The sequence below is a fragment of the Microbacterium sp. K35 genome, from assembly GCF_004794375.1.
Taxonomy (GTDB): Bacteria; Actinomycetota; Actinomycetes; order Actinomycetales; family Microbacteriaceae; genus Microbacterium; species Microbacterium sufflavum.
In genome coordinates, this window is the sequence record NZ_SSDM01000158.1 from 21,045 (window position 1) to 39,183 (window position 18,139).

General features: G+C 70.1%; 21 protein-coding genes and 2 pseudogenes. 19 read left to right on the plus strand and 4 right to left on the minus strand.

Features of this window, described 5'->3' with window-relative positions; translation table 11 throughout:
* Nucleotides 1-165 precede the first annotated feature (165 nt).
* From infA to rplQ, 6 genes are all read left to right on the plus strand, one after another.
* Nucleotides 166-387: a translation initiation factor IF-1 gene (gene infA / locus DW299_RS05585; protein ID WP_028496510.1), complete on the plus strand. Its 222-nt coding sequence runs from the start codon at nucleotides 166-168 to the stop codon at nucleotides 385-387.
* Between the two features lie 64 nt (nucleotides 388-451).
* Nucleotides 452-568 (plus strand): 50S ribosomal protein L36, encoded by a 117-nt coding sequence (rpmJ, locus tag DW299_RS05590; protein ID WP_005050492.1) that lies wholly within the window; start codon nucleotides 452-454, stop codon nucleotides 566-568.
* Between the two features lie 149 nt (nucleotides 569-717).
* Nucleotides 718-1,092: a 30S ribosomal protein S13 gene (gene rpsM, locus DW299_RS05595; RefSeq protein WP_062632862.1), complete on the plus strand. Its 375-nt coding sequence runs from the start codon at nucleotides 718-720 to the stop codon at nucleotides 1,090-1,092.
* Nucleotides 1,093-1,122: 30 nt separating this feature from the next.
* Nucleotides 1,123-1,521: a 30S ribosomal protein S11 gene (rpsK, locus tag DW299_RS05600; protein WP_045249905.1), complete on the plus strand. Its 399-nt coding sequence runs from the start codon at nucleotides 1,123-1,125 to the stop codon at nucleotides 1,519-1,521.
* Nucleotides 1,522-1,652: 131 nt separating this feature from the next.
* Nucleotides 1,653-2,642 carry a DNA-directed RNA polymerase subunit alpha gene (locus DW299_RS05605; RefSeq protein ID WP_136028906.1) on the plus strand — a complete coding sequence of 330 codons (990 nt, stop codon included), beginning with the start codon at nucleotides 1,653-1,655 and terminating at the stop codon, nucleotides 2,640-2,642.
* A gap of 34 nt (nucleotides 2,643-2,676) precedes the next feature.
* Nucleotides 2,677-3,249 carry a 50S ribosomal protein L17 gene (gene rplQ, locus DW299_RS05610; RefSeq protein WP_136028908.1) on the plus strand — a complete coding sequence of 191 codons (573 nt, stop codon included), beginning with the start codon at nucleotides 2,677-2,679 and terminating at the stop codon, nucleotides 3,247-3,249.
* Between the two features lie 64 nt (nucleotides 3,250-3,313).
* On the opposite strand, the gene DW299_RS05615 is transcribed toward rplQ, so the two are convergent.
* Nucleotides 3,314-4,534, minus strand: a complete 1,221-nt coding sequence (locus DW299_RS05615; RefSeq protein WP_136035979.1) for a PAS domain-containing protein — start codon at nucleotides 4,532-4,534, stop codon at nucleotides 3,314-3,316.
* A gap of 160 nt (nucleotides 4,535-4,694) precedes the next feature.
* Here DW299_RS05615 and DW299_RS05620 point away from each other — a divergent pair, with 160 nt between their 5' ends.
* From DW299_RS05620 to DW299_RS05675, 12 genes and pseudogenes are all read left to right on the plus strand, one after another.
* Entirely contained in the window at nucleotides 4,695-5,714 is a 1,020-nt protein-coding gene (locus DW299_RS05620; RefSeq protein WP_136035980.1) for a Bug family tripartite tricarboxylate transporter substrate binding protein, read from the plus strand.
* A 55-nt stretch (nucleotides 5,715-5,769) separates the two neighbouring features.
* Nucleotides 5,770-6,273, plus strand: coding sequence for a tripartite tricarboxylate transporter TctB family protein (locus DW299_RS05625; RefSeq protein ID WP_240745325.1), 504 nt, complete (start codon nucleotides 5,770-5,772; stop codon nucleotides 6,271-6,273).
* Nucleotides 6,273-7,820: a tripartite tricarboxylate transporter permease gene (locus tag DW299_RS05630; protein WP_136035981.1), complete on the plus strand. Its 1,548-nt coding sequence runs from the start codon at nucleotides 6,273-6,275 to the stop codon at nucleotides 7,818-7,820. Before DW299_RS05625 ends, DW299_RS05630 begins: the two co-directional genes overlap by 1 nt.
* A gap of 46 nt (nucleotides 7,821-7,866) precedes the next feature.
* Nucleotides 7,867-8,664, plus strand: coding sequence for a sulfite exporter TauE/SafE family protein (locus DW299_RS05635; protein WP_136028919.1), 798 nt, complete (start codon nucleotides 7,867-7,869; stop codon nucleotides 8,662-8,664).
* A gap of 187 nt (nucleotides 8,665-8,851) precedes the next feature.
* Complete coding sequence (locus DW299_RS05640; RefSeq protein WP_136028921.1) at nucleotides 8,852-9,856, plus strand: SIS domain-containing protein; 1,005 nt, start codon at nucleotides 8,852-8,854, stop codon at nucleotides 9,854-9,856.
* Between the two features lie 19 nt (nucleotides 9,857-9,875).
* A pseudogene (locus DW299_RS19690) lies at nucleotides 9,876-10,172 on the plus strand (extracellular solute-binding protein); the annotation flags it as partial.
* 31 nt (nucleotides 10,173-10,203) lie between these two features.
* Nucleotides 10,204-10,677: a carbohydrate ABC transporter permease gene (locus DW299_RS05650; RefSeq protein ID WP_205814330.1), complete on the plus strand. Its 474-nt coding sequence runs from the start codon at nucleotides 10,204-10,206 to the stop codon at nucleotides 10,675-10,677.
* Nucleotides 10,678-10,796: 119 nt separating this feature from the next.
* Nucleotides 10,797-11,606, plus strand: a pseudogene (locus tag DW299_RS05655) (PfkB family carbohydrate kinase); the annotation flags it as partial.
* Nucleotides 11,603-12,340: a GntR family transcriptional regulator gene (locus DW299_RS05660; RefSeq protein WP_136028931.1), complete on the plus strand. Its 738-nt coding sequence runs from the start codon at nucleotides 11,603-11,605 to the stop codon at nucleotides 12,338-12,340. The pseudogene DW299_RS05655 and the gene DW299_RS05660, both read left to right, overlap by 4 nt.
* A 46-nt stretch (nucleotides 12,341-12,386) precedes the next feature.
* Complete coding sequence (locus tag DW299_RS05665; protein ID WP_136028932.1) at nucleotides 12,387-12,845, plus strand: FAS1-like dehydratase domain-containing protein; 459 nt, start codon at nucleotides 12,387-12,389, stop codon at nucleotides 12,843-12,845.
* Entirely contained in the window at nucleotides 12,845-13,246 is a 402-nt protein-coding gene (locus DW299_RS05670) for a MaoC/PaaZ C-terminal domain-containing protein (protein ID WP_136035982.1), read from the plus strand. Before DW299_RS05665 ends, DW299_RS05670 begins: the two co-directional genes overlap by 1 nt.
* A complete protein-coding gene (locus DW299_RS05675) occupies nucleotides 13,243-14,373 on the plus strand; it encodes a UDP-N-acetylmuramate dehydrogenase (protein WP_136035983.1) in 1,131 nt (376 codons plus the stop codon). Before DW299_RS05670 ends, DW299_RS05675 begins: the two co-directional genes overlap by 4 nt.
* Before the next feature lie 116 nt (nucleotides 14,374-14,489).
* On the opposite strand, the gene DW299_RS05680 is transcribed toward DW299_RS05675, so the two are convergent.
* Together DW299_RS05680 and ald are read right to left on the minus strand one after the other, a co-directional pair.
* A complete protein-coding gene (locus tag DW299_RS05680; protein ID WP_136035984.1) occupies nucleotides 14,490-15,689 on the minus strand; it encodes a pyridoxal phosphate-dependent aminotransferase in 1,200 nt (399 codons plus the stop codon).
* 81 nt (nucleotides 15,690-15,770) lie between these two features.
* Nucleotides 15,771-16,862 (minus strand): alanine dehydrogenase, encoded by a 1,092-nt coding sequence (gene ald / locus DW299_RS05685; RefSeq protein WP_136028944.1) that lies wholly within the window; start codon nucleotides 16,860-16,862, stop codon nucleotides 15,771-15,773.
* 107 nt (nucleotides 16,863-16,969) lie between these two features.
* On the opposite strand from ald, the gene DW299_RS05690 reads away from it, so the two are divergent.
* Complete coding sequence (locus tag DW299_RS05690) at nucleotides 16,970-17,488, plus strand: Lrp/AsnC family transcriptional regulator (protein WP_136035985.1); 519 nt, start codon at nucleotides 16,970-16,972, stop codon at nucleotides 17,486-17,488.
* A 7-nt stretch (nucleotides 17,489-17,495) separates the two neighbouring features.
* Here the strand turns inward: DW299_RS05690 and DW299_RS05695 are convergent, their stop codons facing one another.
* Nucleotides 17,496-18,089 carry an aminotransferase class I/II-fold pyridoxal phosphate-dependent enzyme gene (locus DW299_RS05695; protein WP_168443083.1) on the minus strand — a complete coding sequence of 198 codons (594 nt, stop codon included), beginning with the start codon at nucleotides 18,087-18,089 and terminating at the stop codon, nucleotides 17,496-17,498.
* Nucleotides 18,090-18,139: the final 50 nt, after the last annotated feature.

Below are 18,139 nucleotides of genomic sequence, written 5' to 3' on the forward strand. Positions count from 1 at the left end.
TGATCCGCCCCGATGCCCCGTCCGGCCAAGTTGCCGGACGGGGCATCGTCGGATAACATAGATCTTTGGTGCCTTGTGCCATGCGTTCGGCGTGTCCGATCGGCCAGGCGCCACCCCCACCCATCCACCGCAGATCGACCGGTCTGCAGAAGCGTCAGCGAGGCTATGGCTAAGAAAGACGGTGTCATCGAGATCGAAGGCGTGATCTCCGAGGCTCTGCCCAACGCGATGTTCCGCGTTGAGCTCACCAACGGACACAAGGTCCTGGCGACGATCTCCGGAAAGATGCGGCAGAACTACATCCGCATCATCCCCGAGGATCGTGTCGTCGTGGAGCTCAGCCCCTACGATCTGACCCGCGGCCGCATCGTCTACCGCTACCGCTGATCGGTCGAGAAGTAACACCCCAGGCATTCCGCCTGCCCGGTGAAGACAGCGAACAGGAAACAACATGAAGGTCAACCCCAGCGTCAAGCCGATCTGCGACCACTGCAAGGTGATCCGCCGCCACGGCCGCGTCATGGTGATCTGCAAGAGCAACCCGCGTCACAAGCAGCGCCAGGGCTGAGTGCCCACCGCTGCGTGAGCAGCGCTCTCGCAATCTCATAACTCAATACGACACGGCAGGATCAGAACCCGCGACAGCGGGGGACACCTCGGGGCGGAGGCCCGGGCACCGATCCTGCTCCACACCTCCACAACACCCAGGAGAACCGCATGGCACGTCTTGCCGGCGTTGACATCCCGCGCGACAAGCGCGTGGTGATCGCCCTTACCTACATCTACGGCGTCGGCCGTACCCGCTCGGTCGAGATCCTCAAGGCGACCGACATCGACGAGAGCATCCGCGTGAAGGACCTCAGCGACGACCAGCTCGTCGCCCTCCGCGACTACATCGAAGGCAACTACAAGGTGGAGGGTGACCTTCGCCGCGAGGTCGCCGCAGACATCCGCCGCAAGGTCGAGATCGGCTCCTACGAGGGCCTGCGCCACCGTCGTGGCCTCCCGGTCCGCGGCCAGCGCACCAAGACCAACGCCCGTACCCGCAAGGGCCCGAAGCGCACCGTCGCCGGCAAGAAGAAGGCCCGCTAAGCAGCGGCCAGGGACTAGGAGAACACTTTCATGGCTGCACCCAAGGCCGCCGCGCGCAAGCCGCGCCGCAAGGAGAAGAAGAACATCGCGCTGGGCCAGGCCCACATCAAGTCGACGTTCAACAACACCATCGTTTCGATCACCGACCCGTCCGGCGCTGTCATCAGCTGGGCGTCGTCGGGTGGCGTGGGCTTCAAGGGCTCCCGCAAGTCGACCCCGTACGCCGCAGGCATGGCCGCCGAGTCGGCCGCCCGCCAGGCGCAGGAGCACGGCGTCAAGAAGGTCGACGTCTTCGTGAAGGGTCCGGGCTCCGGCCGCGAGACCGCGATCCGCTCGCTGCAGGCCGCCGGCCTCGAGGTGGGCTCGATCCAGGACGTCACCCCGCAGGCGCACAACGGCTGCCGCCCGCCGAAGCGTCGCCGCGTCTGATGCGTGCACCGAGCCGCTCGTCTCTCCGGAGCCGAGCGGCTCGGCGCCCCGCGCGGGCATCGACTTCCACAACTCAAGACCTCACCCCACCACATGTCATATAGCGGGCATGTGATCGAAAGGAACACAGAGTGCTTATTGCACAGCGTCCCACACTGACCGAGGAAAAGATCGTCGAGAACCGGAGCCGGTTCATCATCGAGCCTCTGGAGCCCGGCTTCGGCTACACGATCGGCAACGCGCTGCGCCGCAGCCTGCTGTCATCGATCCCCGGCGCCGCTGTCACCAGCGTCCGTATCGACGGCGTGCTGCACGAGTTCAGCACCATCCCCGGCGTGAAGGAGGATGTCACCGAGATCATCCTCAACATCAAGCAGCTGGTCGTCTCCAGCGAGCGCGACGAGCCCATCACGGCGTACCTGCGCAAGACCGGTGCCGGTGAAGTGACCGCCGCCGACATCTCGGCTCCGGCCGGTGTCGAGGTGCACAACCCCGAGCTCGTCATCGCCACGCTCAACGACACCGCCAAGTTCGAGCTCGAGCTGACGATCGAGCGCGGTCGTGGCTACGTCTCGGCGACGCAGAACCGCAACGAGTACGCCGAGGCGGGCCAGATCCCGATCGACTCGATCTACTCTCCGGTCCTCAAGGTCAGCTACCGCGTCGACGCCACCCGTGCCGGTGAGCGCACCGACTTCGACAAGCTCGTCCTCGACGTCGAGACCAAGTCGGCGATCAGCCCGCGCGACGCCGTCGCCTCGGCCGCCAAGACGCTCACCGAGCTGTTCGGTCTCGCCCGCGAGCTGAACGTCGAGGCCGAGGGCATCGAGATCGGCCCGGCGCCCGTGGAGGCTGTGAACTCCAACGAGCTGTCGATGCCGATCGAGGACCTCGACCTGTCGGTCCGCTCGTACAACTGCCTGAAGCGTGAGGGCATCAACACCGTTTCGGAGCTCGTCGCCCTCTCGGAGACGCAGCTCATGAACATCCGCAATTTCGGCCAGAAGTCGGTCGACGAGGTGCGCGACAAGCTCATCTCGCTCGGTCTGTCGCTCAAGGATTCGGTGCCCGGTTTCGACGGCGCCCACTTCTACGGCGGCAGCGAAGACGAGTCCTTCTGATACCCGACCTTTCCTGACCAGGAGTTAGACGATTATGCCCAAGCCCACGAAGGGTCCCCGCCTCGGAGGCGGCCCCGCCCACGAGCGCCTGCTGCTTGCCAACCTGGCTGCCGCGCTGTACACCCACAAGTCGATCAAGACGACCGAGACCAAGGCCAAGCGCCTGCGTCCGCTCGCCGAGCGCCTGATCACCTTCGCCAAGCGCGGAGACCTGCACGCACGCCGTCGCGTGCTGTCGGTCATCGGTGACAAGGAAGTCGTGCACGTCCTGTTCAACGAGATCGCTCCGCTCGTCGCGGACCGCGAGGGTGGCTACACGCGCATCACCAAGGTCGGCAACCGTAAGGGCGACAACGCTCCGATGGCCGTGATCGAGCTCGTCCTCGAGCCCGTCACCCCGAAGGCGAAGTCGACCAAGAAGGCTGCTGCCGCGCCGAAGGCCGAGAAGCCCGCCGCCGAGGAGACCCCCGCCGAGGAGACCACCGAGGCTCCGGCCGAGGAGACCCCGGCCGAGGACGCCGCTGCCGAGGCCGGCGCCGAGTCGCAGGCCGAGGGCGAGGCCGCTGAGGCCGCCGCCGAGGACGCTGTCGAGAAGAAGTCCGAGTAACACTCGAACGCCACGAAGCCCGCCGCCCCCTGGGGGTGGCGGGCTTCGTCGTCACCGCGGGTCGTCAGCGGCCGTCGGTGCTGCGGTACCGCGCCCCCGGTCGGCCCTTCGTGCTGTAGTCGAGCGAGCGCACCGCCTGACCGGTGGCAGCCAGATGCTCCAGGTAGCGGCGGGCGCTCACGCGGGAGATGTCGAGGTCGGCGCCCAGCTCCGCCGCTGAGGCGTCCGGACGGGCGGCGAGTGCCGTGGACACGCGGTGGAGCGTCTCCGCGCTCAGTCCCTTCGGCAGGCCGAACCGCTCGCGGAACGCGATGATGGCGTCTGCCGCCTCGACACGCTGCACCACGTCGTGCAACTCGGTGTGGTCGCGCAGCAGCAGGGTCGCGCCACGGTCGGCGTCGTCGTCGCGGCTCGCGGTGCTGCGGGCGACGAGCACGTGCGACCCTACGATCACCGGGCGGCCCGCGGCCTCGCCCTCACGCAGCACCGTCGTGAGCTCCTCGCCCAGGACGTCGGCCGCTACGGCACCGTCGAGGTCGCCCGCGTCTCGTCCGAGGAAACGGGCGGCCGCGTCGTTCGCGAGCGTGATGCGCCCGGAGCCGTCGACCGTGACCACGCCCTCGCTCAGCCCGTGCAGCGTCGTCTCCTGGTTCTTCACGAGTGCCGCGATCTGATGGGGCTCCAAGCGGTAGATGCGGCGCCGGATCACCGAGGTCACCCATGCCGCTCCGAACACGCCCAGCACGGCAGCGGCGAGCATGGCGGAGATCAGCCACACCAGGTTGGCGGTGAACTCCTCGCTGAGCTCCGACTCCAGGATGCCCACCGATGCCGTGCCGATCACGGCGCCATCCTCATCCCGGATCGGCACCTTCACGCGCCAGGAGGTGCCCAGCGTGCCGGTCTGCGTGCCCACGTAGATATCGCCGCCGAGCGGGATCGACGGATCGGTCGAGACCCGTTCGCCGATGCGCTCCGGGTTCGGGTGCGAGTACCGGATGCCCTCGTCGTTGGCGACCACCACGTAAGCGAGGTCGGACGCCTCCCTGATCACCTCCGCGACCGGCTGGATCGCTGCTGAGGGATCGTCGTCGTCGAACGCGTCGAGCACCACGGGCAGCGCGGCCACGGACTGCGCGACCGCCTGCATGCGATCCTTGTAGGCCTCGCGGAGCGCGTTCTCCTGGAACGCCCCGGCGGCGATCCCCGTGGCGAGGGTCACCAGGAACACGATCAGCGCCTGCAGCGCGAGCAGCTGCATCCGGAGCGTCATCTTCGAGGCCACCCGCTCATTCTCCCGGCTGTCGAACCAGGGCGCGAGCCGCGCGGACCGGCGTTCGCGACCAATACTTACGGAACGCGACCAATGGTTTCGGAAGCTTGAGCGGCCGCATCCACACCTCGATGGTGGACGGATTGCACTCGAACGCTCAAGGAGGAGCGCCATGAAGTACGTCCGCATCGCCACCCTGACCGCCGCGGTCGCCGCCACCGCCCTCGCTCTCACCGCGTGCTCGTCGGGAGGCGGAGACGCCGGAGGCTCGGACGGAGACGGGGAAGCCGTCGCCATCACCGACCTGAACATCGTGGTCCCCGCCGACCCTGGCGGCGGGTGGGACCAGACCGGCCGCGCGATGTCGCAGCTGCTCACGGAGGAGGGGATCGTCGGCTCCGCCCCGGTCACGAACGTCGGAGGCGCCGGGGGGACCGTCGGCCTCGCGCAGCTCGCCAACGAGAAGGACCCGGCGACGCTCATGGTGATGGGACTGGTCATGGTCGGAGCGGTCGAGACCAACGCGTCCGCGGTCCGCATCGAGGACATGACGCCGATCGCCCGCCTCACCGACGAGCCGCTCGTGGTGGTCGTGCCCGCGGAGTCGGAGTACGACACGCTCGAGGACCTGGTGGAGGACGTCGTCGACCGCGGACAGGCCGTGACCATCACCGGCGGTTCGGCGGGCGGGGCCGACCACATCCTGGCCGGGCTCCTGCTGGAGGAGGCGGGCCTGGACGGCGGGGAGATCGCGGAGAAGCTCAACTACACGCCCAACTCCGGTGGCGGCGAGGCGACGTCGCTGATCCTCGGCGGCAAGGTCGCCGCGGGCATCTCGGGCGTCGGCGAGTTCCTGCAGCACATCGAGGCGGGGACGATGAAGGCGCTCGCGGTGTCGTCCGACGAGCCCGTCGCGCAGCTGCCCGACGTCGACACCATCACCGACGCGGGCTACGACGTGGTGCTCACCAACTGGCGCGGCGTGATCGCCCCGGGGGGCATCGACGACGCCGAGCGCGCGGAGCTGGAGCGCATCGTGACCGCGCTGGAGGAGTCGGACGCCTGGAAGGACGAGCTGGAGACCCGCGGGTGGGCCGACGCGTTCCTCACCGGTGCGGAGTTCGACGAGTTCCTCACCGGCAACATCGGTGAGGTCACCACGACGCTGCAGAACATCGGGCTGGTCGGCTGACATGTCGACCGGGTCTCCCGGACCCTCGGGCCTGCAGACCGGCACACGCCGGTCCGTGGGCTCGCTCGGGTCTCTGCCGCGGGGCGAGCTCGTCTTCGCCCTCCTCATGGTCGCGCTCGGTGTGTTCGCCCTCGTCGGCGTGTTCTCCATCCACGTCCCTGCCGGGGCCCAGGTGGGTCCGACCGTGTTCCCCCTGTTCGTGTCGGTGCTGCTGCTCGGGTCGGCGGTGGCCGTGGTCGTGAGCATCCTCCGCGGTCACCGCGGCGTCCCGGAGGACGGCGAGGACATCGACCAGGCGCTCCCGACGGACTGGCTCGCGCTCGTGAAGATCGTGGCGCTCGTGGTGGCGCACCTGCTGCTGATCGAGCCGCTCGGGTGGGCGCCCGCCGCGGCGCTGCTGTTCGGCGGTGTCGCCTGGGCGCTCGGAGCACGCCGATGGTGGGTGGCCCTGCTGGTCGGTGCGGCCATCGCGCTCGTGGTGCAGATCGTGTTCGGCGGACTGCTCGGGCTGTCGCTCCCGTGGGGGCCGGCGCTCGGCTGGCTGGGGAGGATGCTCTGATGGACAGCTGGACCCTGCTCCTGGAGGGCTTCGCGACCGCGCTGCAGCCCCAGTACCTCGTGTTCGCGTTCTTCGGCGTGCTGATCGGCACGGCAGTGGGCGTGCTCCCGGGTATCGGCCCCGCCATGACGGTGGCCCTCCTCCTGCCGCTCACCTACACGCTGGAGCCGGCCGCGGCCCTGATCACCTTCGCCGGCATCTACTACGGCGGCATGTACGGCGGATCGACCACGAGCATCCTCCTCAACACTCCCGGGGAGTCCGCCTCGATCGTCACCGCGATCGAGGGCAACAGGATGGCCAAGCTCGGCCGGGGCGCCGCGGCCCTCGCGACCGCGGCGATCGGCTCGTTCGTCGCCGGCACGCTCGCGACGATCGGCCTCACGCTGCTGGCGCCGGTGCTGGCGCAGTTCGCCGTGAACCTCGGACCGGCGGACTACGTGGCGCTGATCGTCGTCGCGTTCGTCACGGTCGGCGCGCTCATGGGCTCCTCGGTGCCGCGGGGCCTGCTGTCGCTCGGCGTCGGGCTGTTCCTCGGGCTGGTCGGCACCGACTGGCTGTCCGGGCAGCAGCGCTACACGCTCGGCCTGCTGCCGCTCGCGGACGGCATCGACGTGGTGCTGGTGGCGGTGGGCCTGTTCGCCGTGGGGGAGACGCTCTACGTCGCCGCCCGTCTGCGCCACGGCGCGGTCGACGTGATCCCGGTGGCGCGCGGGTGGCGGAGCTGGATGACGAAGGACGACTGGCGGCGGTCGTGGAAGCCGTGGCTGCGCGGCACCGCCATCGGGTTCCCGATCGGGACGATCCCGGCGGGCGGTGCCGATGTCGCGACCTTCCTGTCGTACGCGACGGAGCGGAAGCTCTCCCGCCGCAAGGACGAGTTCGGGCGTGGCGCCATCGAGGGGGTGGCCGGGCCGGAGTCGGCGAACAACGCGGCGGCGGCCGGAGTGCTCGTGCCGCTGCTGACGCTCGGCCTGCCGACCACCGCGACCGCGGCGATCATCCTGACCGCGTTCCAGACGTACGGCCTGCAGCCGGGCCCGCTGCTGTTCACGGGACAGTCCGACCTGGTGTGGGCGCTGGTGGCGAGCCTGTACATCGGCAACGTCATCCTGCTCGTGCTCAACCTGCCGCTCGTGGGCATGTGGGTGAAGCTGCTGCAGATCCCTCGGCCGTACCTCTACGCGGGCATCCTGCTGTTCGCCGCGTTCGGTGCCTATGCGCTGAACTTCGCGGTCGTCGACATCCTGATCCTGCTCATCATCGGTGTGCTGGGGTACTTCCTCCGCCGGTACGGGTTCCCGGTGGCACCGCTCGTGGTGGGCATGATCCTCGGGCCGATGGGCGAGGAGCAGCTGCGTCGCGCACTTCAGTTGAGCCAGGGCGACCTGACGACGCTCGTCGCGCAGCCGTTCGCGGCCGTCGCCTACGCCGTGCTCGCGCTGCTGATCGCGGGCGGGCTGTGGCTGCGGCGTCGGCAGCGGCGGTACGAGCAGGCGCTCACGGCGTCGATCGCGGTGCCGGTGAAGGCCGACTCCGAGGTGTGAGAGCCGCGGGTTCGAGCAGGGGAGGGGCCGGGAGTAGGCTGGTCCGGTGACTGACGCGCAGGCCCTGAGACGCGGGCCTCGCGCCTACACGGCATTCATCGGCATCGGCCTGCTCGCCGGTCTCCTCTCCGGCCTGTTCGGCGTCGGCGGCGGCACGGTCATCGTCCCGCTCCTGGTGCTCCTGCTGCACTTCGACCAGCGGCTCGCGGCCGGCACCTCGCTGGCCGCGATCGTGCCGACCGCCAGCGTCGGTGTCATCTCGTACGCCACCACCGGATCGGTGGCATGGATCCCGGCCCTGATCCTCGCCGCGGGCGCCGTGGTGGGCGCGCAGATCGGCACGCGCCTGCTCCCGCGCATCTCGCAGACCGCGCTGCGCTGGGGCTTCGTGGGCTTCCTGGTCGTGGTGATCGTGAGCCTGTTCCTGGTGATCCCCTCGCGGGACGCCGTGTTCGAGCTGACCTGGCTCACCGGTATCGCCCTGGTCGGCGTCGGCGTGGGCACCGGCATCCTCGCCGGACTCATCGGCGTCGGCGGCGGTGTGATCGTGGTGCCGGTGCTCATGCTCGCGTTCGGCACCAGCGACCTGGTCGCCAAGGGCACGTCGCTGCTGATGATGATCCCGACCGCGATCTCCGGCACCGTCGGCAACCTCCGCAACCGGAACGTCGACCTGCTCGCCGCCGCGCTCATCGGTGTCTCGGCGTGCACGACGACCGCGCTCGGCGCGTGGCTCGCGACGATCGTCAACCCCTCCGTGGGCAACATCCTGTTCGCCGCGTACCTCGTGGTGATCGCGGTGCAGATGGCGATCAAGGCCGTCCGCGGCCGTCGTCGCGCCTGATTCCGCGCTTTCCGCTCGCCGGCTCCTGACCCGCGCCGACAGGGTCCTTCGTCGCCGGGAGGTTTTCTGCGACCCCTTTTTCCGCAGACCTCTTTACAAGCCGACCGGTCTCTCGCTAACGTCAGTCATCACATGACGTCATATAACAAGTCATGATGTTTGCTACCGGTCATCAGAAGGGACCATCTTGTCTGCCACCGCTCTGTTCGTCGACTCCGCCGCCATCGAGAACCAGCTCGCTGCGGCTCGCCAGGCGATCGCGACCCGGGACACCATCTCGCGCGTCGTGCTCACCGCCTGCGGCGGCTCCTACGCCGTCATGCAGCCCATCGAGTACCTCTTCGGAACGAAGGCCGTCCGGCTCGAGGCGACCGCCCTGAACGCCGCCGAGTTCACCTCGCGCGCCTCGTCCCGCGTCGACGCGGACACCCTCGTCCTCCTCTGCTCGCACTCGGGCACCACCCCGGAGACGGTCGAAGCCGCCCGTCACGCCCGCGAGCGCGGCGCCCTCACCGTCGCCTTCACGTTCGACCCCGCCTCCCCGTTGGCCGAGGCCGCGGAGCATGTCGTGGCCTACCAGCACGGCGAGGGCAAGAGCGAGGCCCACGTCGGGCCGGCGCTCCTCCTGCGCCTCGCCGCCGGCATCCTCGACGACCGCGAGCAGGCGGGTATCGCGACCGCCGTCGACGACGCCGTGGCCCAGTTGCCCTCGCTCGTTCCCGCAGCCCGCGAGGCGCACGCCGCCGCCGCCGATGCCTGGGGCTACGCCTCCCGCCGCGAGCCGCTGATCTACACCATGGCCGCGGGATCTAACTTCGGCTCGGCCTACTCCTTCGCCATCTGCCTGCTGCAGGAGATGCAGTGGGTGCACTCCGCCGCGATCCACGCCGGCGAGTACTTCCACGGCCCGTTCGAGATCACCGAGGAGGACGTGCCCTTCATCGCGCTGCTCGGCCTCGACGAGACCCGCGCCGTGGAGCAGCGCGCCGTCGACTTCGTCACGAAGCACTCGAAGCGGGTGCTGGTGCTCGACGCGCAGGAGTTCGGCCTGGACGTCGTCGCCCCCGAGGTCCGTGGCGTCTTCGCCCACCTGCTCTTCAACATCGTGCTGCGCGCCTACGCGGACGCGCTCGCCGACCACCGTGGTCACCCCCTCAGCGTGCGCCGCTACATGTGGCGCATGGAGTACTAGGAACGAAAGGATCGCAATGATGCGAACGTCAACCCGGATCGGCGTGGCGGCTGCGGCCGCCGTCGCCCTCGTCGTCCCCCTGGCCTCGTGCGCCGGAGGCGAGAGCGAGGCCGCGGACGGCCAGGTGGAGATCAGCTTCTTCCACCGCTGGCCGAACGAGCCGAAGAACTCGTACTACAGCGACATGGTGGCGGAGTTCGAGAAGGAGAACCCCGACATCACCGTCTCCGTCGAGAGCGTGCTCAACGACGCCTACAAGGACAAGGTCAAGGTCGTCGCCGGCTCCGCGAACGCCCCGGACGTGCTCTTCACGTGGAGCGGATCGCGGCCTGGTCGTCGCACCGCAGGTGAGCCTGATCCCGCTGTACCGGCTGCTGGACGCGATGGGCCTGCTGAACACCTCCTGGGCGATGATCCTGCCCTACGTGGCGTTCCGGCTGCCGATGGCGATCCTCCTCATCCGGTCGGTGTTCCTCGGGATCCCGCGCGAGCTGGAGGACGCCGCGACCATCGACGGCTGCCGCTCGTTCGGCGTCTTCCGCCACGTCTACCTCCCGCTGAGCGCCTCGGTGCTCACCACGGCCGCCGTGCTGACCGGCTACTTCGCCTGGAACGAGTTCCTCTTCGCGATCGTCTACATCGACGCCGATGCGCTGCGCACCATTCCCGCCGGACTGATGTCGTTCCGGGACTCGCTGTCGACCGAATGGGGGGTGCTGCTGGCAGGATTGACGATCGCCGCCCTCCCGATCGTGGTGGTGTTCCTCGCACTGCAGCGCTACTTCGTGGCGGGCGTCGCGGCGGGGAGCGTGAAGGGATGACCATGGACGTGGATGACCTCCGCACCGCGCTCGCCGCGGTGCCCCCGCCCTCGCTCGTCGGCGTGGGTGACAACGTTCTCGACTGCTACCTGCACGAGGACCTCGCCTATCCCGGGGGCAACGCCCTGAACGTCGCCGCCTACAGCCGGCTGTTCTTCGGGGGAAGTGCCGCGTTCATGGGCATCATGGGCGACGACCGGTTCGCCGACCACGTGCGCGGCGTGCTCGACGAGATCGGCGTCGACGCCGCCCGGGTCCGTCGTGTGCACGGCGCCAACGGGATGGCGTTCGTCGCCCTCGACGACGACGGCGACCGGCGCTTCGTGGCCTCCAACCGCGGCGGGGTGCAATCCGAGCTGCGGCTGCGGCTGAGCGAGGTCGACCACGAGTATCTCGCCCGCTTCGCCCGCGTGCACACGTCGGTGTACTCGTCGCTGGAGCCCGAGCTGCCCGCCATCGCCGAGCGCGGGACGCGGGTGTCGTTCGACTACTCCGACGACGCGTCACCCGAGGTGATCCGCAGCACGGCACCGCACGTCGACGTCGGCTTCTTCTCCGGGGGCGGACTCTCCGATGCCGAGGTCGAGGAACTGGGCCGCTACGCCGTGCGCTGCGGCATCGGGTCGGCCGTGGTCACCCTGGGCGCCCGCGGATCCCTCGCCTTCGACGCGCAGTCCGTGCATCGCACCGGCATCCGCCCGGTCACCGCGGTCGACGCCCTCGGCGCGGGCGACGCGTTCCTCACCGGGTTCCTCGCGGCGCGGGCGGCCGGCGCCGACCTCGGCGACTGCCTCGACGTCGCCGCGACGAGCGGGGCGCTCGCCTGCACCCTGCGCGGTGCCTTCGGATACCCTGTGCATGCCGGGGACGACGCGCGAGCGCAGATGCTGCGCCACTATCCGGCGCCGGAGAGGAGGGCTTCGACGTGACTCAGCTGTCGCCGGGGGTGGGATCGACGCCGCTGCACGAGCAGGTCCGCGGGCTGCTCCTGCGCGAGATCGACGCGGGCACCTACGGCGAAGGGGAGCGGTTGCCGTCCGAGCCGGAGCTGTGCGAACGCTTCGGCGTCAGTCGCATCACGGTGCGTCGCGCGGTCGCCGATCTGGAGAGCCTCGGCATCGTGCGACGGCAGCAGGGCCGCGGCACGTTCGTGGCGCCGCGCCGCGAAGTGATCGGAGCCATGACGCTGGGCGGATTCGCCGACACGGTCGTCGCCGACGGCGTCAAGTCCCGTCGCATCATGCGCGCCGAGACCGTCCCCGCCGACGAGAAGCGCGCGCGCCGTCTCGGCGTGCAGGTGGGTGACCCGGTGTTCCGTCTCGTGCGCGTCTTCGCCCTCGACGACATCCCGCTGTCCATCGACGACAGCCGGTACTCCCTCACCCGCTTCCCCGAATTCGACCGGCACATCCGCGACGACACCTCCACCTACCAGGTGCTCCGCGACGTCTACGGCGTGGAGTTCTCGGAGATGTACCGCGAGATCGACGTGGGGTTCACGAACGCGCAGACAGCGGAGTGGCTCGCGCGCCCCGAGCACGATCCGCTCATCGTCATCCGCAAGCGTGCTCTCGACCGCTCCGGCGAGATCGTGCACACCTCCCGGGTGAAGGTCGTCCCCAGCCGGATGACGTTGAACATGGTGGCGCGATCGAAGGACTGACGGTCGCGAGGGCGTCCGGTGTCCACCCCCTCGGTAGGATCGAGGGGTGGCAGTCAACCAAGATCTGATCGGCCGGGAGTTCCCGCCGACCGCCCCCTATCTGGTCGGCAGGGAGAAGGTGCGCGAGTTCGCGCGCGCCGTCTTCGCCGACGCCCCGCAGCACACCGACGTCGAGGCGGCCCGCGCAGCCGGCTACGCCGACGTGGTCGCCCCGCCGACCTTCGCGATGGTGATCCAGGACCTCACGCTCCAGCAGCTGCTGGGCGACGAGAACGCCGGGATCGAGCTGTCGCGCACGGTCCACGCGGAGCAGCGGTTCCGCTACTCGCGGCCGATCGTGGCGGGCGACGAGCTCACCGCACAGCTGCGGGTCACCGGCATCCGCATGATGGGCGGCAACGCCATGATCACGAGCGAGACCGAGATCGTCGACGACGAGGGTGCGCACGTGGTCACCGCCACCACCGTGCTGCTCGTCGGCGCGGAAGAGGGAGAGGACGCCTGATGGGCTTCACCGTCGGAGACGTGGTCGCCGAGCGCACCGTGCACCTCAGCCGCGAGTCCCTGGTGCGCTACGCCGGTGCCTCCGGAGACTTCAACCCCATCCACTACCGCGACGATGTGGCCGCATCGGTCGGGCTCCCCGGCGTGCTCGCGCACGGCATGCTCACGATGGGCATCGCCTCGTCGGTGGTCGTGGCCGCGCTCGACCCCGCCACCCGCATCGTCGACTACGGCGTGCGCTTCACCAAGCCCGTCGTGGTCGACCCGGTGGACGGTGCCGACATCCATGTGGCGGCGACGGTCGGCGCGGTCGACGACGACACCGCGCGGATCGACCTGAAGGTCACGTTCGACGACACGAGCGTGCTCGTCAAGGCGCAGCTGCGCGTCGCCGTCCGATGAGAGAGGTCGAACCCCTGCGGCTGGCCGAGCTCACGACGCTGCGCACCGGCGGCGCCCCCGAGCGCATGTTCGACGCCACCACGACCGAGGGTCTCGTCGAGGCGCTCCGCGAGACCTGGGAGCGGGGCGACCCGTGGCTGGTGCTGGGCGGCGGCTCCAACCTCTTCGTGGGGGACGAGCCGTTCGACGGCACCGTCATCCGCGTCCGCACGACCGGGATCGAGGAGCTCCCCTCGCCGCATGCGGGTCGTATCCGGCTGCGCGTGCAGGCGGGCCACGGCTGGGACGACCTCGTCGCCTACGCGGTCGAGCACGGCTACGCGGGCCTGGAGGCCATGAGCGGCATCCCGGGGACCGTCGGCGCGTCTCCCGTGCAGAACATCGGCGCCTACGGCCAGGAGATCCAGGAGACGCTGGTCGAGGTCGAGCTGATCGACGAGTCCACGGGTGAGATCTCGACCGTGCCCGCGGCGGAGCTCGGGCTGGGCTTCCGCACCTCGGTGCTCAAGCATCACCACGGCAGCGAGCCGCAGCGCCGCGCCGTGATCCTGTCGGTGACGGTCGACCTGCTGGTCGCGGGGGAGCGGGTGGTGCGCGGTGAGCAGCTGCGTCGCGCGCTCGGGCTGACCGACGACGCGCCGGTGCCGCTGACCTGGGTGCGGGAGCGCATCCTGGCGACCCGCGGGTCGAAGGGCATGCTGCTCGACGAGCACGACCCCGACACGCACGGCGTCGGCTCCTTCTTCCAGAACGCGATCGTGACGGCTGCGCAGGCGCGCACGCTGCCCCCGGAGTGCCCGCGCTGGCCGGTGGCCCCCGACCTCGACGCCGTGACGGTCATCCCGCTCGCGTCGTACGACGGGTACGTGCCGCCGACCAGGGCCGAGGCGCCCGACGTGAAGGTGAGCGCGGCCTGGCTGATCGAACAGGCGGGTATCCGCAAGGGCTTCAAGCTCCCGCGGTCGCGCGCCTCGGTCTCCACCAAGCACGCCCTCGCCCTCACCAACCGCGGTGGGGCGACCGCGGCGGAGGTCGCGGAGCTGGCGCGGTTCATCCAGAGCCGCGTGCACGCCGAGTTCGGGCTGGTGCTGCAGCCGGAGCCCGTGCTGCTCGGCGTCGACCTCTGAGCCCGGCTGACCCCGTCACACACTCGGCTTCCACCCCGAGGACTGACCCGCCCGCAGCACCGGGACAGACGAGACCCGCCCGGCCGGGAGCGGCGGGGCGGGTCTCGGGGTGTCGGTCAGGAGAACAGTCGCTGCAGGCGCTGCACGCCCTCGAGGAGCTGCTCGTCGCCGAGCGCGTACGACATGCGGATGTAGCCGGACGGGCCGAACGCCTCGCCGGGCACCACGGCGACCTCGGCCTGGTCGAGGATGAGGTCGGCGAGCTCCAGCGACGTGGTCGGGGTCACCCCGCCCCACGTGCGACCGAGCAGGCCCTGCACATCGGGGTACACGTAGAACGCGCCGAGCGGGTTGGGCACCACGAGGCCGTCGATCTTCGACAGCTCCGACACGATGAGGCGTCGACGCCGGTCGAACGCCTCGCGGAACTGCTCGGCCTCGGTCTGCGGGCCGTTGAGCGCCGCGATCGCCGCCTTCTGCGCCACGTTGTTCACGTTGCTGGTGAGGTGCGACTGCAGGTTGCCGGCGATCTTGATCGCGTCGGCCGGGCCCACCATCCAGCCGACCCGCCACCCGGTCATGGCGTACGTCTTGGCGACGCCGTTGACGAGGATCGTCTGGTTCGCGGCCGCGGGCACGGCCTCCACGATCGACGTGGCCTTCACGCCCTCGTAGGTGAGGTTCTGGTAGATCTCGTCGCTGATGATCCAGATGCCGTGCTCGACGGCCCACTCGCCGATGGCCTTCGTCTCCTCGGCCGTGTACACCGAGCCGGTGGGGTTCGACGGCGACACGAACACGAGCACGGTGGTGCGCTCGGTGCGCGCCGCCTCCAGCTGCTCGACCGTGACCTTGTACTCCTGGTCGGCGCCCGCGAACACCTCGACCGGCGTGCCGTCGGCGAGTCGGATGGCCTCGGGGTACGTGGTCCAGTACGGGGCGGGCAGCAGCACCTCGTCGCCCGGGTTCACGACGGCCTGGAAGGCCTGGTACACCGACTGCTTGCCGCCGTTGGTGACGATGACCTGGCTGGGCGACACCTCGAGTCCCGAGTCGCGGAGCGTCTTCGCGGCGATGGCCTCGCGCAGCGCGGGCAGTCCGGGGGCCGGGGTGTAGCGGTAGCTGGCCGGGTCGGCGAGGGCCTCGGCGGCGGCGTCGACGATGAACTGCGGCGTCGCGAAGTCGGGCTCGCCCGCCGCATACGAGATGACGGGCTTGCCCTCGGCCTTGAGGGCCTTCGCCTTGGCATCGACCTTGAGCGTCGCGGACTCGGCGATGGCGGACAGTTTGCGGGAGAGAGGAGCGCGTTCGGTCACGGTTACGAGCGTACTCGCGTCGCCACCGCGGTCGACATGTGGGGACCGGCCAAGATCCGCGGTTCTTTCGGGTCGGGAAGGTCAGTCCGCGAGGCCGTGGGCGCGGGCGACGGCCTCGAGCGTGATGCGTCCGCCCTGGACGTTGAGCCCCTTCGCCAGCGCCGCGTCCTCGGCGGCCGCGCGCTCCCAGCCCTTGCCCGCGATCGCGGACACGTAGGGCAGCGTGGCGTTGGTGAGGGAGCGGGTCGCCGTCGTGGGAACCGCTCCCGGCATGTTCGCGACGCAGTAGTAGATGGAGTCGTGCACCGCGAAGGTGGGGTCGTCGTGCGTGGTGGGCCGCGAGCCCTCGAAGCAGCCGCCCTGGTCGATCGCGATGTCGACCAGCACCGAGCCCTTCTTCATCCCCGCGACCATGTCGTCGGTCACGAGCTTCGGCGCGGCGGCCCCGGGGATCAGCACCGAGCCGATCACGAGGTCGGCCGTGGCGAGCTCCTCGGCGATGTCGTAGCGGCTCGACGCGCGGGTCTCGAGCGCGCCGCCGTACCGGTGCTCGAGCTCGCGCAGGCGCGGCAGGGAGATGTCGACCACCGTGACCTTCGAGCCGAGGCCGAGCGCGTTGGCTGCCGCGTGCTCTCCGGCCACGCCGCCGCCGATGACGACCGTCTTGGCGCGCGGTGTCCCGGCGATCCCGCCCAGCAGCATGCCGCGGCCGCCCTGCGACCGCAGCAGCGAGTACGAGCCCATGGTGACCGAGAGGCGTCCGGCGATCTCGCTCATGGGGACGAGGAGGGGAAGCGATCGGTCGGGCAGCTGCACCGTCTCGTACGCGACGGCCGTGGTCCCCGCGGCCACGAGGGCGTCGGTGAGCGGGCGGTCGGCGGCCAGGTGCAGGTAGGTGAACAGGGTGAGATCGTCGCGCAGGAAGCCGTACTCCGCGGCGACGGGTTCCTTGACCTTGATGAGCAGGTCGGCCTCGCCCCAGGCCTCTTCGGCGGAGTCGACGATCTCGGCGCCCGCCGCGCGGTAGTCGTCGTCGGCGATGCTGGAGCCGATGCCGGCCCCCGACTGCACGAGCACGCGGTGGCCCTCGTGCACCAGGCGATCCGCGCCCGCGGGAGTGAGGGCGACGCGGTTCTCGTTGTTCTTGATCTCGGTCGGGACGCCGATCTTCATCGATCCTCCTGGTCTCGGGGTGCGTAGGCGCAGACCAGAATCGCAGAAACGTCGAGGAAGGGACAGATTTGATGAAGGCAATTCGGTCATCGCGAGAATCCTGAATAATGCTTCGTATGGCCACCACGTCTTCCGCCCCCGAGCCGAACAGCGTTCGGGCACCGGCGCTCGACCAGACCGATGCCCGCATCGTGCAGCTGCTCACCGTCGACGGCCGCATGACCAACGCCGAGCTCGCGGCGCGCCTCGGCGTCGCGCCCTCCACCGCGCACGCCCGGTTGCGCGCCCTCGTCGACCGCGGCGTGATCACCGGCTTCCACGCCAGCGTCGACGAGCGGCAGCTGGGCGCGGGACTCCAGGCGATCATCGGCGTGAGCCTGCGCCCGAGCGCCCGGCGCGAGAGCATCGTGGAGTTCGCCGACCGGGTGCGCGCCCTGCCGCAGGTGATCCAGGTGTTCTTCCTGGGCGGCGACGACGACTTCCTGCTGCACATCGCGGTCGCGGACTCGTCGGAGATGCGCGAGTTCGTCCTGGAGCACCTGTCGGCGCAGAGCAGCGTCGCCTCGACCCGCACGAGCATCGTGTTCGACTACCACCGCAACTCCGTGGCCGCGCCGTTCTACTGAGCGGGGGTCAGGAGCGCACGGAGCGGAGGACCAGGGCGAGCCGTGCTGCGGCCTCCTCCACCAGTGCGTCGTCGAGGTTGCCGTAGCCCAGCACGAGTGCCTCGAACGGTGAGACGGTGACGGCGTACCGCTGCAGCGGCGTGAGCGCGATGCCGAGGCCCGCCGCCGCCGACACGACCTCTGCCGCCGTGCACCCCGGGGGGAGCCGCAGCACGAGGTGCATCCCCGCGGCGATCCCGGAGACCTCGAGGCCCGGCAGCTCCCGGTCGAGCGCGTCGAGCAGGCGCTGCCGTCGACGGCGGAACCGCGAGCGCGAGGATCGCAGATGCCGCTCGAAGTCGCCGCGCGTGAGGAAGTGCGCGAGGGCCGCCTGGTCGACGAGCGACGGGGGCCCTGCGGCGGGGGCGGGGGCGAGGTCGGACGGCAGGAGCATCCACCCGACGCCGAGGGCCGGGGAGACCGACTTCGACAGCGACCCGATCAGGGCGACCCGATCAGGAGCGAGGCGCTGCAGGGCGGGGACGGGGCGCCGGTCGTAGCGGAACTCCGCGTCGTAGTCGTCTTCGATCAGCAGCGCATCGGCGGCGCGGGCCCAGCGCACCAGGCGCTCGCGCCGCGTGGGTCACGATGTGCACGTCGATGTCGCCCGAA

What these genes read in the sequence shown, in the direction of transcription:
- DW299_RS05675 (WP_136035983.1), top strand. Translation starts at nt 13,243, where the DNA reads ATGAGAGAGGTCGAACCCCTGCGGCTGGCCGAGCTCACGACGCTGCGC.
- infA (WP_028496510.1), top strand. Translation starts at nt 166, where the DNA reads ATGGCTAAGAAAGACGGTGTCATCGAGATCGAAGGCGTGATCTCCGAG.
- rpsK (WP_045249905.1), top strand. Translation starts at nt 1,123, where the DNA reads ATGGCTGCACCCAAGGCCGCCGCGCGCAAGCCGCGCCGCAAGGAGAAG.
- DW299_RS05670 (WP_136035982.1), top strand. Translation starts at nt 12,845, where the DNA reads ATGGGCTTCACCGTCGGAGACGTGGTCGCCGAGCGCACCGTGCACCTC.
- ald (WP_136028944.1), bottom strand. Translation starts at nt 16,862, where the DNA reads ATGAAGATCGGCGTCCCGACCGAGATCAAGAACAACGAGAACCGCGTC.
- DW299_RS05690 (WP_136035985.1), top strand. Translation starts at nt 16,970, where the DNA reads ATGCTTCGTATGGCCACCACGTCTTCCGCCCCCGAGCCGAACAGCGTT.
- rpmJ (WP_005050492.1), top strand. Translation starts at nt 452, where the DNA reads ATGAAGGTCAACCCCAGCGTCAAGCCGATCTGCGACCACTGCAAGGTG.
- rpsM (WP_062632862.1), top strand. Translation starts at nt 718, where the DNA reads ATGGCACGTCTTGCCGGCGTTGACATCCCGCGCGACAAGCGCGTGGTG.
- rplQ (WP_136028908.1), top strand. Translation starts at nt 2,677, where the DNA reads ATGCCCAAGCCCACGAAGGGTCCCCGCCTCGGAGGCGGCCCCGCCCAC.
- DW299_RS05630 (WP_136035981.1), top strand. Translation starts at nt 6,273, where the DNA reads ATGGACAGCTGGACCCTGCTCCTGGAGGGCTTCGCGACCGCGCTGCAG.
- DW299_RS05620 (WP_136035980.1), top strand. Translation starts at nt 4,695, where the DNA reads ATGAAGTACGTCCGCATCGCCACCCTGACCGCCGCGGTCGCCGCCACC.